The organism is Caproicibacterium sp. XB2 (genome assembly GCF_044880635.1).
Taxonomy (GTDB): domain Bacteria; phylum Bacillota; class Clostridia; order Oscillospirales; family Acutalibacteraceae; genus Caproicibacterium; species Caproicibacterium lactatifermentans.
This window is the reverse complement of record NZ_CP173227.1, coordinates 406,279-422,623: the sequence shown is the minus strand read 5'-3', so window position 1 is coordinate 422,623 and position 16,345 is coordinate 406,279. Positions and strand designations below refer to the sequence as shown.

General features: G+C 51.8%; 9 protein-coding genes and 1 pseudogene. All 10 read right to left on the bottom strand.

What is annotated here, in order from left to right; translation table 11 throughout:
• Positions 1-45: 45 nt before the first annotated feature.
• A complete protein-coding gene (gene fusA / locus ACIHKT_RS01930) occupies positions 46-2,163 on the bottom strand; it encodes an elongation factor G (RefSeq protein ID WP_174193477.1) in 2,118 nt (705 codons plus the stop codon).
• A 36-nt stretch (positions 2,164-2,199) separates the two neighbouring features.
• Positions 2,200-2,670 carry a 30S ribosomal protein S7 gene (rpsG, locus tag ACIHKT_RS01925; protein WP_086035241.1) on the bottom strand — a complete coding sequence of 157 codons (471 nt, stop codon included), beginning with the start codon at positions 2,668-2,670 and terminating at the stop codon, positions 2,200-2,202.
• Positions 2,671-2,830: 160 nt separating this feature from the next.
• Positions 2,831-3,259, bottom strand: coding sequence for a 30S ribosomal protein S12 (gene rpsL, locus ACIHKT_RS01920; RefSeq protein WP_174193479.1), 429 nt, complete (start codon positions 3,257-3,259; stop codon positions 2,831-2,833).
• A gap of 182 nt (positions 3,260-3,441) precedes the next feature.
• On the bottom strand, positions 3,442-6,996 hold the full coding sequence (rpoC, locus tag ACIHKT_RS01915) for a DNA-directed RNA polymerase subunit beta' (RefSeq protein ID WP_086035239.1): 3,555 nt from the start codon (positions 6,994-6,996) through the stop codon (positions 3,442-3,444).
• A gap of 17 nt (positions 6,997-7,013) precedes the next feature.
• The gene (rpoB, locus tag ACIHKT_RS01910; protein ID WP_174193481.1) at positions 7,014-10,760 is read right to left on the bottom strand and encodes a DNA-directed RNA polymerase subunit beta; all 3,747 of its coding nucleotides are present in this window, start codon (positions 10,758-10,760) and stop codon (positions 7,014-7,016) included.
• A 300-nt stretch (positions 10,761-11,060) separates the two neighbouring features.
• Positions 11,061-11,519, bottom strand: coding sequence for an RrF2 family transcriptional regulator (locus ACIHKT_RS01905; protein ID WP_404352648.1), 459 nt, complete (start codon positions 11,517-11,519; stop codon positions 11,061-11,063).
• A 13-nt stretch (positions 11,520-11,532) separates the two neighbouring features.
• Positions 11,533-12,708, bottom strand: a pseudogene (rpoD, locus tag ACIHKT_RS01900) (RNA polymerase sigma factor RpoD); the annotation flags it as partial.
• A gap of 23 nt (positions 12,709-12,731) precedes the next feature.
• Positions 12,732-14,489, bottom strand: coding sequence for a DNA primase (gene dnaG / locus ACIHKT_RS01895; RefSeq protein WP_174403125.1), 1,758 nt, complete (start codon positions 14,487-14,489; stop codon positions 12,732-12,734).
• 32 nt (positions 14,490-14,521) lie between these two features.
• The gene (locus ACIHKT_RS01890) at positions 14,522-15,544 is read right to left on the bottom strand and encodes a deoxyguanosinetriphosphate triphosphohydrolase (protein ID WP_086035234.1); all 1,023 of its coding nucleotides are present in this window, start codon (positions 15,542-15,544) and stop codon (positions 14,522-14,524) included.
• Between the two features lie 109 nt (positions 15,545-15,653).
• Complete coding sequence (locus ACIHKT_RS01885; protein WP_086035233.1) at positions 15,654-16,304, bottom strand: IMPACT family protein; 651 nt, start codon at positions 16,302-16,304, stop codon at positions 15,654-15,656.
• Positions 16,305-16,345 lie beyond the last annotated feature (41 nt).

Sequence of the window (16,345 nt, the reverse complement as noted above, 5' to 3'; positions counted from 1 at the left end):
TTTATTTTAGCAAGAATACAGGGAAAAATCAAGCAGTATTTACGTTTACTCGCCCTTCTTGGTACGAGTGGAAACAATCTTTTCAGAAATGTTCTTCGGTACCTCGGCATAATGGTCGGGTTCCATGGTGAACTGGCCACGACCCTGCGTTTTGGAACGCATATCCGTCGCATAGCCAAACATCTCTGCCAGCGGGACCATTGCATGAATCTGCTGTGCACCATTAATAGCATCCATGCCACCAATCATGCCGCGGCGAGAGTTCAGGTCACCGATAACATCGCCCATATACTCATCCGGAACCGTAACGGTAACTTTCATGACAGGCTCCATGATGACCGGGTCAGCCTTGCGCATAGCATCCTTAAATGCCATGGAACCGGCAATCTTAAATGCCATCTCGGAGGAGTCAACTTCATGATAAGAACCATCATACAGCTCAACCTTGACATCGACTACATTGTAGCCGGCGACAACGCCGCTCTGCATAGCACCCTGGATACCGGTATCAACAGCCGGGATATATTCCTTCGGGATAGAGCCGCCGACGGTGACGTTGTCAAATTCGTATCCCTTGCCGGGGTTCGGGAATATACGAATCTTAACGTGGCCGTACTGGCCTTTACCACCGGACTGGCGAACATACTTGCAGTCCACATCAGCTGGCTTGCGAACGGTCTCTTTATAAGCGACCTGCGGCTTGCCAACATTCGCTTCCACGTGGAATTCACGCATCAAGCGGTCAACAATGATTTCTAGATGAAGTTCGCCCATGCCAGCGATAATGGTCTGGCCGGTTTCCTCATCGGTATAAGCCTTAAAGGTCGGGTCTTCTTCAGCCAGTTTTGCCAAAGCGACAGTCATCTTTTCCTGACCAGCCTTTGTCTTTGGCTCAATGGCAACACGGATAACCGGGTCCGGGAAGTCCATGGATTCCAGCACGACCGGATGCTTTTCATCACACAGAGTATCGCCGGTCGTAGTGTTTTTCACACCGATAGCAGCGGCGATATCACCTGCATACACGGTTTCCAAATCCTGACGGTGGTTTGCGTGCATCTGCAGGATACGGCCAATACGTTCGTCACAGTCCTTGGTGGAGTTATACACGGTCTGGCCTGCGTTCAGCTTACCGGAGTAAACGCGGAAGTAGCACAGTTTGCCGACAAACGGGTCAGTTGCAATCTTAAACGCCAGTGCAGAGAAAGGCTCATCATCAGAAGCATGGCGGTCCTCTTCCTCACCAGTATCCGGATTGGTGCCGCGGATAGCCGGAACATCAGTTGGTGCCGGCATATAGTCAATAATAGCATCCAGCAGTTTCTGTACGCCCTTATTGCGGTAAGAAGTACCACAGGTGACCGGAACCAGCTTGTTGGCAATGGTTGCTTTACGCAGTGTAGAAACGATTTCATCGTGGGTCAGTTCTTCACCGGAGAGATATTTCTCCATCAGTGCGTCATCCTGCTCGGCGACCGCTTCCAACAGCTCGGTGTGGTATTGTTTTGCCTTTTCAAGCATATCCGCAGGGATTTCTTCCACACGCATATCATTGCCCATATCATCATAATAGACATCTGCCTTCATGGTGACCAGGTCGATAATGCCATGGAAAGTATCCTCAGCGCCAATTGGCAGCTGAATCGGCACCGGGTGACAGTGCAGACGGTCCTTCATCATGTCGATAACTCTGTAGAAGTTAGCGCCCATGATATCCATCTTGTTGACATAAGCCATGCGCGGCACGCCAAATTGTTCTGCCTGGCGCCACACGGTTTCGGACTGAGGCTCAACGCCGCCCTTTGCACAGAAAACGGTTACAGAGCCGTCCAGCACACGCAGGGAACGTTCCACCTCAACCGTAAAGTCAACATGGCCGGGAGTATCAATAATATTGATACGATAATCTTTGTTCTTTTCAGGTTCGTTAAAATATTTGCTGTGGGTCCAGAAACAGGTGGTAGCAGCAGAAGTAATGGTAATACCACGTTCCTGTTCCTCAGCCATCCAGTCCATTGTGGCCGCGCCGTCATGTACCTCACCAATTTTATGGTTAATACCGGTGTAGTACAGGATACGCTCGGTCGTAGTCGTTTTACCGGCATCGATGTGTGCCATGATACCGATATTACGGGTTTTTTCAAGTGGTACCTGCCTAGGCATACTTTTCCTCCATTCGTTCGGCACAAACTTGCCGCATTACCATCTGTAATGAGCAAATGCGCGGTTAGCCTCAGCCATCTTATGCGTATCGTCACGCTTCTTGGCTGCGCCGCCGGTGCCGTTTACAGCATCCATAATTTCAGCTGCAAGCCGCTCCTTCATTGTGCGCTCGGAACGCTGGCGGGAATACGTTGTCAACCAGCGCAGGCCCAGTGTCTGGCGCCGCTCAGGACGCACTTCCATAGGCACTTGGTAGGTAGCGCCGCCAACACGGCGGGCTTTTACTTCCAGCGAAGGCATAACATTCTCCATGGCAGCCTCAAAGACTTCCAGGGGTTCCTTGCCGGTTTTTTCTTTAATAATATCGAAAGCGCCATAAACGATCTTCTGGGCAACGCCCTTCTTACCGTCGATCATGATATTATTGACAAGGCGTGTGACTAATTTGGAATTATACATTGGATCGGGCAGAACGTCCCGCTTCGCAATATTGCCTCTTCTTGGCACTTTACTTCCCTCCTTCACAATTAAAATGATATCATCGGTACTCGAAAATAAAACTTCCCGTCAGGCCAGCAAAAGGCGTTTATAAAAACGCCGCTAAAAGCCCCCACTTTTCGGCGGGGGCTGCAGCCGTAAGGTTTTTGTCAGATTCTCGGTTCCTATCTTACTTGGCAGCCTTTCCTGCCTTGGGGCGCTTTGCGCCGTACTTGGAGCGAGCCTGCATACGCTTGTCAACGCCCTGGGCATCCAATGTGCCGCGGATGATATGATAACGTACACCAGGCAGGTCCTTTACACGACCGCCGCGGACCATGACAACAGAATGCTCCTGAAGGTTATGGCCGACGCCGGGGATATAAGCGGTAACTTCCATTCCGTTGGAAAGACGCACACGTGCAATCTTACGCAAAGCAGAGTTTGGCTTTTTCGGGGTAGCGGTCTTTACTGCGGTGCAGACACCACGCTTCTGCGGGGAGTTCTGGTCAATGGCAGCGCGCTTCTTGGCATTCCAGCCTTTCAGCAGTGCCGGGGCCTTTGCCTTCTTTTCGGCAACTTCACGGCCTGTGTGAACCAGTTGGTTAAATGTGGGCATAATACACCTCCTAACTCAAATTTATAGAATTTATGTTATGCGGCAGTGCCGCCTAACAGCAGGGTTAGACATACTGAATCCCACCCCACCCGCAAAAGCTGGGCAGAGGTGGGAAAAGTATGCGGTTTTATGTGAAAGCGGCGGCGGACTGCCGCAGACTATCACAATTTGTAATTATACAGCTATACCGCTGTATTTGTCAAGTCTTCCTTTTTTTCGTCCGACGCTGTTTTTTCCAGCTGCACGTTTGCATAATGTTTCATGCCGGTGCCGGCAGGAATCAGCTTGCCGATAATGACGTTTTCCTTCAGGCCCATCAGCGGGTCAACCTTGCCCTTGATAGCGGCATCGGTCAGTACACGGGTTGTCTCCTGGAAAGATGCGGCAGACAGGAAAGATTCTGTTGCCAAAGCCGCCTTTGTAATACCCAGCAGCGTAGGCTTACAGGTTGCTTCCCGCAGTGTCTTTTCGCCGTTGGCAATGCGGTCGCAAATCTGCTGATTGGCCGCCTCAAATTCGGTCTTTTCCACCATAGAGCTTGGCAGGAAGTCAGTATCGCCGGCATCGTCAATGCGCACTTTCTTCATCATCTGGCGCACAATGACCTCGATGTGCTTATCGTTGATATCCACGCCCTGCATCCGGTATACACGCTGTACCTCTTCAATCAGATAATCCTGCACAGCCTGCACACCGCTGATAGCCAGCACATCATGCGGGTTGACAGAACCCTCGGTCAGGCGGGTACCCGCTGTAATGCGCTGTCCCTCCTGCACGGTTACGCGGGAACCGAACGGAATCAAGTAGCTCTTGGACTGACCGTCGTCGCTGGTAACTACCACATGGTGGTTTTTCTTGATTTCTTCAAAGCCGACAACACCGTCCAGTTCGCTCAGGATAGCCAGATGTTTCGGTTTGCGTGCCTCAAACAGTTCTTCGACACGCGGCAGGCCCTGCGTAATATCTTCAGCTGTTGCAACACCGCCGGTATGGAAGTTACGCATGGTCAGCTGTGTGCCAGGTTCACCAATAGACTGTGCAGCCACAATGCCAACCGCTTCACCGACGGATACTTCTGTGCCGGTAGCCAAGTTCAGTCCATAGCACTTCTTGCACACACCGTGCTTGGAATGGCATGCCAAAATAGAACGAATCTTAATGCGTTCCACACCATGGTTCACAATAATATCCGCATCGTCGTCTGTCATCATCTTGTGTTTGCTGACCAGCACTTCACCGGTCTTATCATCCACAAAATTGTCAACCAAATAACGGCCAACCAGACGTTCATGCAGTGATTCGATAACCTGATTGCCTTCCTTAATGTCGTAAACTTCCAGACCATCTGTAGCATCGCAATCGTCCTCACGAATGATAACTTCCTGCGATACATCAACCAGGCGGCGTGTCAGATAACCAGAGTCAGCGGTACGCAGTGCGGTATCGGTCAGGCCTTTACGGGCACCACGGGAAGAAATGAAGTATTCCAGAATGTTCAAACCTTCACGGTAATTTGCACGGATTGGAACTTCAATAGTTTCACCGGACGTATTTGCAATTAGTCCACGCATACCGGCCAGCTGACGAATCTGGCTCATAGAACCACGGGCGCCGGAATCCGCCATCATAAAGATTGGGTTATAGCGGTCGAGGTTCTTCTGCAGAGCAGTGGAAACATCATCGGTTGCTTTGTTCCATGTAAAAATGACGGCTTGATGACGTTCTGCATCAGACAGAAATCCGTTCTTATATTCATCGGAAATCAGGTTGATTCTCTCATCAGCCTTTTCCAGAATTTCTTTCTTCTGCGGTGGGATGGTCGCATCGGATACAGCTACGGTAATGCCGGACAGGGTGGAATACTTATAGCCCTGTGCCTTAATGCAGTCCAGCACTTCACTGGTCTTTGGCGTACCGTGCACTTTAATGCATCTTTCTATAATATTGCCCAGTTGTTTTTTGCCAACCAGGAAATCAATTTCAAACTTAAAGAGGTTCTCCGGTTTGCTTCGGTCAATAAAACCGAGGTCCTGCGGAATCGGCCGGTTGAAAATAATCTTACCGACAGTTGTATCCACCAGTGCATGGATCTTTTCGCCGTTAATCACTTTTTCGCGGCGGACCTTAATCTTGGCGTGCAGCTCAATGACTTTGGCGTCATAGGCCATAATTGCTTCGTCAATATCTTTAAAGACTTTGCCCTCGCCCTTTTCGCCATCGCGGTCCAGTGTCAGCCAGTAGGAACCCAAAATCATATCCTGTGTCGGCACCGTGACTGGCTTGCCGTCAGACGGTTTCAGCAGGTTGCCAGCGGCCAGCATTAGGAAGCGGGACTCCGCCTGTGCTTCACTGGAAAGCGGCACATGGACAGCCATCTGGTCACCATCGAAGTCGGCATTGTAAGCGGTGCAGGCCAGCGGATGCAGCTTCATGGCACGGCCCTCAACCAGCACTGGTTCAAATGCCTGAATACCCAAACGGTGCAGAGTAGGCGCGCGGTTCAGCATAACCGGGTGATTGCGGATAACAATTTCCAGCGCATCCCAAACTTCCGGTTTTGCGCGTTCCACTGCTTTACGGGCAGCTTTGATATTGCCTTCCACGCCGGTTTCGACCAGCCGTTTCATGACGAAAGGCTTAAAGAGCTCCAGGGCCATTTCCTTCGGCAGACCGCACTGATACATTTTTAGTTCCGGACCAACAGCAATAACAGAACGGCCGGAATAGTCAACACGTTTGCCCAGCAAGTTCTGACGGAAACGTCCCTGTTTGCCCTTCAATAAATCAGAAAGGGATTTCAGCGGGCGGTTGTTCGGCCCCGTGACTGGGCGGCCGCGGCGGCCGTTATCAATCAGGGCATCTACAGCTTCCTGCAGCATCCGCTTTTCGTTGCGGACAATAATGTCCGGTGCATGCAGTTCCAGCAGACGGGACAGACGGTTGTTTCGGTTAATGACACGGCGGTAAAGGTCATTCAGGTCAGATGTAGCGAAACGGCCACCGTCCAGCTGAACCATAGGACGCAGATCCGGCGGAATGACCGGAATGACATCCAAAATCATCCACTCCGGGCGGTTGCCGGACTTCCGGAATGCCTCAACGACTTCCAGACGTTTCAAAATACGGACACGCTTCTGGCCGGAAGCGTTGGTAAGCTCTGCCTTCAAATCTTTGGACTCTTTGTCCAAATCGATTTCCTGCAGCAGTGTTTTAATTGCTTCGGCACCCATGCCAGCCTGAAAATCATCGTCGTACTTTTCACGCAGGTCACGGTATTCTTTTTCAGTCAGCAGCTGCTTTTTCTGCAGCTCCCGCACATTGCCGGAGTCTGTTACAATGTAACTTGCAAAATACAGAACTTTTTCCAGCATACGCGGAGAAATATCGAGCATCAGTCCCATACGGGACGGAATTCCCTTAAAGTACCAGATATGAGATACCGGCGCGGCCAGCTCAATGTGTCCCATTCGTTCACGGCGGACCTTAGCGCGCGTAACTTCAACGCCGCAGCGGTCGCATATCTTGCCCTTATAACGAATACGCTTATATTTGCCGCAGTGACATTCCCAGTCCTTTGTCGGCCCAAAAATGCGTTCGCAGAACAGACCATCGCGTTCCGGTTTCAGCGTGCGGTAGTTAATGGTTTCCGGTTTCTTCACTTCGCCGTGGGACCACTCACGGATTTTTTCAGGAGAAGCCAGGCCAATTTTAATTGATTCCAGTGTATTAAATTCCATGCAGCACAATCCCCCTGTCAGTCTGCCGAATCGGTATTATCCAGTGAACCGTCCGGTCCATCTGTGTCCGGATTATCCGTATTTGCCGTGTCTGCACTGGCTTCGTAATTGTCGGGGCCGTCATACAGGGCTTTGTCGGCATCGTCCACGGTGTAGCCTTCCAGATTATCCGCAACATTGGGTTCATCAAAGTTGCTCTCGTTTGGTGCAAAGCCGGCGTCATCGTCATCATCAAAGGTCTGGCGCAGGTCAATTTCATTATTGTCTTTATCCAGTACCTTCATGTCAAGGCACAGGCTCTGCAGCTCTTTGATTAGGACCTTAAAGGATTCCGGAATGCCTGGTTTCGGAATATTCTGTCCCTTGACGATTGCTTCATAGGTCTTTACACGGCCTACAACATCATCGGACTTAACCGTCAAAATCTCCTGCAGGGTATAAGCAGCGCCGTATGCTTCCAGCGCCCAAACTTCCATTTCACCGAAACGCTGGCCGCCAAACTGTGCTTTGCCGCCCAGAGGCTGCTGCGTAACCAGAGAATATGGGCCAGTGGAACGGGCGTGCATCTTATCATCAACCAGATGATGCAGTTTCAGGTAATACATAATGCCAACGGTGACACGGTTATCAAAGCGCTCACCAGTACGGCCGTCACGCAGCTGGAACTTGCCATCCTCTGCGATTCCGGCTTTCTGGAACAGCTCGCGGATATCCTCTTCGTGGGCACCATCAAAGACCGGCGTCATTACTTTCCAGCCCAGTGCCTTTGCCGCCATGCCCAAATGCACTTCCAGTACCTGTCCGATATTCATACGGGACGGCACACCCAGCGGGTTCAGCACAATATCCAGCGGCGTGCCATCCGGCAGGTACGGCATATCCTCTACAGGCAAGATACGGGAAACAACGCCCTTATTGCCGTGACGGCCGGCCATCTTATCACCAACAGAAATTTTACGCTTCTGCGCAATATAGCAGCGCACTACTTTATTGACGCCGGGGCTGAGTTCATCGCGGCTGTTTTCACGGGTAAAGACCTTGACGTCCACCACAATGCCGTATTCGCCGTGTGGCACACGCAGCGAGGTATCACGCACTTCACGCGCTTTTTCACCGAAGATAGCACGCAGCAGACGGTCCTCGGCGGTTAGTTCCGTTTCGCCCTTCGGGGTAACCTTGCCGACCAGGATATCGTCCGCATGGACTTCCGCACCCACACGAATAATGCCATTGTCATCCAAATCGCGCAGCATTTCCTCGCTGACGTTTGGAATATCGCGGGTGATTTCCTCCGGTCCGAGCTTCGTGTCACGAGCTTCTGTTTCATGCTCTTCAATATGAATGGAAGTGAACATATCGTCACGCACAACTTTTTCGCTGATAAGGACAGCATCTTCGTAGTTGTAGCCTTCCCATGTCATAAAGCCAATGAGCACGTTTCTGCCCAGTGAAATCTCGCCGTCTTTGGTTGCCGGTCCGTCAGCGATAACATCACCGACATTGACGCGGTCATTGCGCTCCACAACCGGCACCTGATTAAAGCAGGTACCAGAGTTGGAACGCAGGAATTTAATAATCGGATACACATCCGTACCGCCCTCGTCGGCATCCACACGGACCTCGTCCGCGCTGACACTGTGCACCACACCGGCGCGCTTGCACAGTACACAGGCACCAGAGTCGACGCCGGCCTTGTATTCCATTCCGGTGCCGACAATTGGCGAATCTGTCTTAATCAGCGGCACAGCCTGCCGCTGCATGTTGGAGCCCATCAGTGCACGGTTAGTATCATCATTTTCCAGGAAGGGAATCATAGCCGTAGCAACGGAAACAACCATTCTCGGAGAAACATCCATATAGTCCACTTTCTCGCGTTCCACCACTACGAACTGGTCGCGGTGACGGCCGTTGACTTTGGCATTCTTGAAATGTCCCTCTTCGTCCAGTGGTTCGTTCGCCTGGGCAACAATGTAATTGTCTTCCACGTCCGCAGTCATATAGACCACATCACGGGTAACAACACCGGTCTCCTTGTCCACTCGGCGGTACGGCGCCTCAATAAAGCCATACTTATTGATGCGCGCAAAGGTAGCCAAATAAGAAATCAGACCGATGTTCGGGCCTTCTGGCGTTTCGATTGGGCACATACGGCCGTAATGACTGTAATGCACATCTCGTACCTCAAATCCTGCACGGTCACGGGACAGACCGCCGGGTCCCAAAGCGGACAGACGGCGCTTATGCGTCAGTTCTGCCAGCGGGTTTGTCTGGTCCATAAACTGGGACAGCGGAGAAGAACCGAAGAATTCCTTAATTGCCGCTACAACCGGACGAATGTTAATCAGGGAATGCGGCGTCAGTGCTTCCAGGTCCTGTGACTGCAGCGTCATGCGTTCACGAATCACACGCTCCAAGCGGGAGAAACCGATACGCACCTGGTTCTGCAGCAGTTCACCGACAGAGCGAATGCGGCGGTTGCCCAAATGGTCAATATCATCTATGGTACCGAGACCTTCCTGTAGGTTGCACATATAGCTGATGGAAGCAAAAATATCATCAATAATAATATGCTTTGGAACCAGCTCTTCCACATGGGTACGCAGCAGGTCTTTCAGGGTATCTTCATCGCCGCCGGCCTGCTCCACCAGCTCCGCCAAAACAGAGTAGCGCACACGTTCCTGGATACCGCACTCTTTTTCAGCGTCGAAATCCACGAATTTGCTGATGTCCACCATGCCGTTGGAAATAACCTTTGCTTCACGTTCGTTTACTGTCACATAAACAGCCGATACACCGGCATCATCCATCTGACGGGCTTGCTCATGTGAAACGACGTTGCCAGCCTCTGCCATCAGTTCCCCTGTGGAGGGGTTGATGACCGGGCGGCTGAGGACCTGTCCGGTAATGCGGCCGGCAAGGTTCAGTTTTTTATTGTATTTATAACGGCCAACACGGGAAAGATCATAACGGCGGGAGTCGAAGAACAGGCTGTTCAAATGGGACTGGGCACTTTCCAAAGTCGGCGGCTCACTTGGGCGCAGCTTTTTGTATACCTCAAACAGAGCTTCTTCCGTATTTTTGCACGGGTCCTTTTCCAGCGTTGCTTCCAGCAACGGGCTGTAGCCAAAGTAATCCCGAATTTCCTGCTCGGTGCCAAGGCCCAGCGAACGAATGAAAATGGTAACCGGCAGCTTGCGGTTTTTATCAATACGCACATAAAAAACATCGTTGGCGTCATTTTCGTATTCCAACCATGCACCGCGGTTTGGGATAACGGTAGTGCTGTACAGTTCCTTACCGGTCTTGTCGTATTCCATTTTATAGTATACGCCCGGGGAACGCACCAACTGGGAAACAATGACACGTTCTGCACCGTTAATAACAAAGGTGCCGCTTTCCGTCATCAGCGGGAAGTCGCCCATAAAGACGTCAGATTCCTTAATTTCGCCGGTTTCCTTATTGAGCAGACGCGCCTTCACGCGCAGCGGAGCCGCGTAGGTGGCGTCACGTTCCTTACATTCCTTGACCGTATAGTTTGGATGTTCCACATCCAATTTATAGTCAACAAAATCCAGAACCAGGTTACCTGTGTAGTCGGTAATACCGGAGACGTCCTTAAAGACCTCCTGCAGGCCTTCATTCAAAAACCACTCGTACGAGTTCTTCTGGATTTCAATGAGGTTTGGCATGGGCAGAACCTCATCAATCTTAGAAAAGCTCATCCGTGTGTTTTTGCCCACCTTTACCGGTTTGACATTCACCATTGGCTCAATCACTCCAATCCTTTATTTAAGAGCCGACTATCCGCAAACGTTCTCAGCAGTCATATTGTCAGGCGCCCTATTGCCTTTTCAAACAGAATGTGCTATGATAAGGAAAGTAAAAAAGGGCGCACGAATCTATGATGATGCAGTTTAATATTGTATTCCTTTTTACACGGTTTGTCAAGGCAATCCTTCCAGAATGCTTTGGCTTTTTCTTTTTCCGCCTAAAAATAATGGTTCCGCACAAAAAAGCTGCCGTATCCGGCGCAGGAATGCGCTTTTCCGGGATACGGCAGTTTTTTATGCTTTTACGCTGTTTTTCGGGGCAGATTCCTCATTCGATCCGACAGAACCTCTGCCCTGCGGAAGGACATCCGCAAATGTATAGGAGCTCAGTTTGTCGCGCACCAGAACGGTCACTTCATTATATATCTCATGAAAACGGCAGCTGCTGGTGCCGCTGTGGTCACAGCTGTACGCCTTCTGCTGGCAGCGGCTGAACATATACGGCCCCTCCACTGCCTCAATGACTTCCAGCAGTGTAATCTGTTCAGAAGCCTTTGCCAATGTATAGCCGCCGTGGGCCCCTTTAAAAGAAACCACCAGTCCGGCCGTAACCAGCTTGTGCAGAATTTTCAGCGTAAATCGCTGTGTTACCATGGCCTTTTCCGCAATGGTGCAGGCGTCCACTTTGCTGTTCTCCGTAGCCAGCACTTCCATGATTCGCACGGCATAGTCTGTTTCCAGTGTAATCACCATGGTACCGTGCCCCTTAATCCAAAAAGTCTTTTAGCTTTTTGCTGCGGCTGGGGTGACGCAGCTTACGCAGGGCTTTGGCCTCTATCTGGCGGATACGTTCACGTGTAACATTGAATTCCTTTCCGACCTCTTCCAAGGTGCGGGAACGGCCGTCCTCCAAACCGAAACGCAGGCGCAGCACTTTTTCCTCACGGGGCGTCAGTGTATCCAGTACTTCGTTAAGCTGCTCTTTCAGAAGCGTGTGGGAAGCCGCATCCTGCGGGGCCGGCGCGTCATCGTCGGGAATAAAGTCGCCCAAATGGCTGTCCTCTTCTTCGCCGATTGGCGTTTCCAGGGAAACTGGTTCCTGTGCGACACGCAGAATTTCACGCACTTTTTCCACCGGCATACTCAGTTCCGCACTGATTTCCTCTGCCGACGGCTCATGGCCATTGGTATGCAGCAGCTGGCTGGAAACTTTTTTTACTTTGTTAATTGTCTCTACCATGTGCACGGGAATTCGAATGGTACGTGCCTGGTCCGCAATAGCGCGTGTAATTGCCTGCCGAATCCACCAAGTAGCGTAGGTGGAAAACTTAAAGCCCTTGGTATAGTCGAACTTTTCCACTGCTTTAATCAGGCCAAGGTTGCCTTCCTGAATCAGGTCAAGGAACTGCATTCCACGCCCGAGGTAACGCTTTGCGATACTGACGACTAAGCGCAGGTTTGCCTCCGCCAAATGTTTTTTTGCTTCCTCGTCACCCTCTTTAATCCGTACGGCAAGGTCGATTTCCTCTTCCGGTGTGAGAAGCGGCACCCGGCCAATTTCCTTCAGGTACACCTTTACCGGGTCATCTATGGCAACGCCGTCCGTGTTGACGCCGGCGTCCAGACCATCATCACTGTTTTGTTTTGTGCTGGCCGTTTGTAATTCCTTTATAGAATCGTCATTTCCAAGGTCATCAACAATTTCGATTCCCTGACTTTCCAGTTGGTCATAGAATTTTTCGATTTCTTCCGGTTCAATGTCCAGTTCACCGATTGCGTCCAGAATATCTTTAGTAGAAAGGAAGCCTTTTGCTTTTCCCTGTTCTATTAAATCATGCAGAATAGTCTTTCTGTCTGGTGTATTCTCCGCAGCCTTCACAGTCTTTGCAGTTCCCGATGCCTTTGCTGTTTTTGCTGCACATTTTGGCGCGTTTGTTGATTTCGCTACTGCCATAGAGTGACCTCCTATTTTTTCTGCGCACGCAGTTCCTGCAGGTAACGGCTGATGTCGCTGTCACTGCCGGCCCGCACGTTTTGCTTATCATTTTCCTCCAGAAGAACGCGGATATAAGAATCCACTTCCGGCCGGCCAGCCGGAACGCCCGCATGTCTGGCACAGTACCCGGCCACCTTCCCCATTTCGTCTTGGGAAAGGCTGTCCACCAGGTCTGTAAGGCCTACTGCCTTACCATCTTTCATTTTACCCACGATTAAGGTATATACACGGCGGTTAAAAGCCGTAATCCATTTTTCCGGCGAAAGTTTTTCCGCTGCATAGGCTGCATTTTCCGGATAATCCAGAATGGCCCCCAAAAGCTCCTCTTCTGCACGGGCCGCCCGCAGATTCTGGTACTTGTCCGGATTCAACCGGTCCTGTGCGCCGGTACTTTGGCGACGAAAAGTACGAAATTCTTTTTTCTGCCGCCGCCGCTGTTTCTTTTTGCGGACGGACTGGACCTGCTGCAGCAGTGCAGCACGCTGAATGCCCGCTTCTTCCGCAAGACGGCCGGCATATACTTCCCGCTCAATCTCATTGTCGAGCGCCGCCAGTACCTCCGCCGCTGCGTTGAGGTACTGGATTTTTCCGTCCGGCGTCTTTAGGTCAATTCCCTTTTTCAGCTTCTGCAGGCGGTACTCCACATCGTTGCCGCAGCTGTCCAAAAGCTGCTGAAAACGGGCATGTCCGTTTTCTCCGTGCGAGCGGATAAACTCGTCCGGGTCCTTGCCGTCCGGCACCACCAAAATCCGCACATTCAGGCCTGCCTGCCGCAGCAGCGGAATACTGCGGGAAGCCGCCCGCTGTCCAGCCGTATCCGCGTCATACGATGCAATCACTTCGCCGGTATAATGTGCAATCAGCCGTGCCTGCTCCGGTGTCAGTGCTGTTCCCAACCCGGCCACCGCATTTTGAAAGCCCGCCTGATGCAGCGCAATAACGTCCATATATCCCTCGCATAGGATGAGCCCCTGTGCCGCTGTATCTTTTGCAAAGTTCAGCGCAAACAAATTTCTGCCTTTGCTGAAAATCGGGGTATCACTGGTATTCAGGTACTTTGGCCCGCCCTGTCCCAGCACCCGTCCGCCAAACGCAACGACATTGCCGCGCAGGTCAATAATGGGAAACATGACACGATCGTGGAAGCGGTCCACCGCGTGGCCGTTCCTGCTGGAAAAGGCGGTGTTTGCCTGTATCATTTCCTGGTCACTGTAGCCCTTTTGATGCAGATAATCGACCAGCGCAAATCGGGACGGCGGCGCATATCCAAGCCCAAAATGTGTAATGGTCTGCCGGGTAAGCGCACGCCGGGAAAAATACTCCATGCCGACAGCGCCCTGTGGGGAAAGCAGCACCCGGTGGTAAAAGCGGGCCGCGTCCCGGTTCAGCGCATATAGGCGCATCCGCAACTTCGCAAGACCGCGGTCTTCCTCGCTTTCCGGCACCGCCATGCCGGCGCGCTGGGCCAGTGAACGTACCGCTTCCATATAATCTAAATTTTCTATTTTTTCTATAAATGTAATGATATCTCCGCCGGCCCCACACCCAAAGCAGTAGAAAGAACCGTTGTCCGGATACACCGTAAAGGAAGGCGTCTTTTCGCTGTGGAACGGGCACAGTCCCACCATCGTCCGGCCGCGTCGTTTCAGGCTGACATAGCTTGAAACGACGTCTTCAATACTGCTGCGGGCTTTGAGTTCTTCAATGAATTCCTGCGGTAGAGGCATGGACTTCCTCCTTCCCTTGTACAAAACACCGATTACATATGCCGCCACGCGTGGGGGACATATACCTGCTGGAAAAGCTCAACCGCATACGGGTCCGTCATACCGGCTATGTAATCCACGGCCGCCCGTCGGGGACCGTCCTGTGCCGCTATTTTTTGTAGATGCTCCGGCAGGTTTCGGCTGTCCAGCGCATATTCGTACAGTTTTTCCAGCACCATCGGTACTTTGCGTTCTTCGCTCTTGGCACTTGGGTTCACATACACGGAGCGATACATAAAATCATTCAGTTTATCGAAAGCCGTTTCCACCTGTGGCTCCATACGCATGATACCGTCACCGCTGCAGCGTACAACCGAGCGCACCAAACAATCAATGCGCTGACTTTTTGTATGTCCCAACACCGCGGTAACCTCCTGCGGCAGGTCGCTTTCCTTTAAAATGCCGGCACGCTCCGAATCGTCAATATCGTGATTGATATAAGCAATCCGGTCCGCCATCCGCACAATGTGTCCTTCCGGTGTATGTGCCTGTTCCCCGCAGGTGTGGTGCAGAATGCCGTCCCGCACCTCTGCCGTCAGATTGAGGCCCCGGCCCTCTTTTTCCAGCCGTTCCACAATGCGCACACTTTGCTCATAGTGGTGAAAAGCGGTGCTGCCGTCCTCCAGCGGGTGTTCCTGACAAATGTCGTTCAGGGCACGCTCCCCCGCATGGCCAAAGGGTGTGTGGCCGAGGTCATGCCCTAGAGAAATGGCTTCCGTCAGGTCTTCATTCAGACGCAGGCAGCGCGCAATCGTCCGCGCAATCTGGTCCACCTCCAGCGTATGTGTCAGCCGTGTGCGGTAATGGTCGCCTTCCGGTGAAAGGAAAACCTGTGTCTTTCGTTTCAGGCGGCGAAACGATTTGCAGTGAATGATGCGGTCACGGTCCCGCTGAAAAGCAGTGCGCAAATCGTCCTCTTCCTCCGGATATTGCCGACCGGCAGTATCACAGGCATGGGTTGCTGTGCTGGAAAGTATATTCCGTTCGATTTCTTCGGTCTGTTCACGAATATTCAATGCAAAGCTCCCCTCTTTCAATGGTCAGAGCATATGAAGGAACCACTCGAAGATATATACGCAAAAAAAACGGTTTCTCCTGCAAAGACAGCAAAAGAATCCGATTTTTTCACGGAGAAAGCGCTTCCTGTGTGGAATGGACCGGAAGCGGATAATAAGCTTCGTCCAGCTTTTCCGGGCAGACACTGCCGCCGGTGGCGTCTGCCAGCGCAGTAGTCAGCGGCGGCAATTTTTCCTCGGTGATATGGAAATGAATGAGGACCTTGTCCGTAAAGAAAGTGTTGTCGACAGCGGCACCGCTGGCCGGCAACAGCGCCGCCACTTTTCCGTACTGGCTGTATGTGCAGGCTGTCTGCATTTGCAGGCACGGTTTCATACACAAAAGTCCTGCCGCAGCAAGGCCCAGCGATGCACCGTGCGAGTAAGCCCGCACCAGCCCACCGGCTCCCAACAGTACCCCGCCAAAATAACGTGTTACGACAACAGCGGCATCCGTTATACCGTTTTTCAGCAAAACGTTTAAAACCGGCACACCGGCGGTTCCCTGTGGTTCTCCATCATCCGAGCAGTGCTGCTGGCCGTTTTGCAGAACATAGGCTGAAACATGGTGTTTGGCGTCCCAGTATTTTTTCTTCTGCGCGGCAAAAAACTCCAGCGCCTGCTGTTGTGTCTGCACAGGCGCAGCGCAGCCCAGAAAGCGGGACTTCTTTTCCGTAAAAGAATCCGTTCCCTCCGTCCGCAGCGTTAAGTACTGCTTCACAGGCACAGGCCCCCTCTCATCTGCTGTAAAAAAGAGTAAGA

Excerpts from the sequence above, each read along its gene's own strand:
- fusA (WP_174193477.1), bottom strand. The coding sequence starts at position 2,163 with ATGCCTAGGCAGGTACCACTTGAAAAAACCCGTAATATCGGTATCATG.
- rpsL (WP_174193479.1), bottom strand. The coding sequence starts at position 3,259 with ATGCCCACATTTAACCAACTGGTTCACACAGGCCGTGAAGTTGCCGAA.
- rpoC (WP_086035239.1), bottom strand. The coding sequence starts at position 6,996 with ATGGAATTTAATACACTGGAATCAATTAAAATTGGCCTGGCTTCTCCT.
- rpoB (WP_174193481.1), bottom strand. The coding sequence starts at position 10,760 with ATGGTGAATGTCAAACCGGTAAAGGTGGGCAAAAACACACGGATGAGC.
- ACIHKT_RS01905 (WP_404352648.1), bottom strand. The coding sequence starts at position 11,519 with ATGGTGATTACACTGGAAACAGACTATGCCGTGCGAATCATGGAAGTG.
- dnaG (WP_174403125.1), bottom strand. The coding sequence starts at position 14,489 with ATGCCTCTACCGCAGGAATTCATTGAAGAACTCAAAGCCCGCAGCAGT.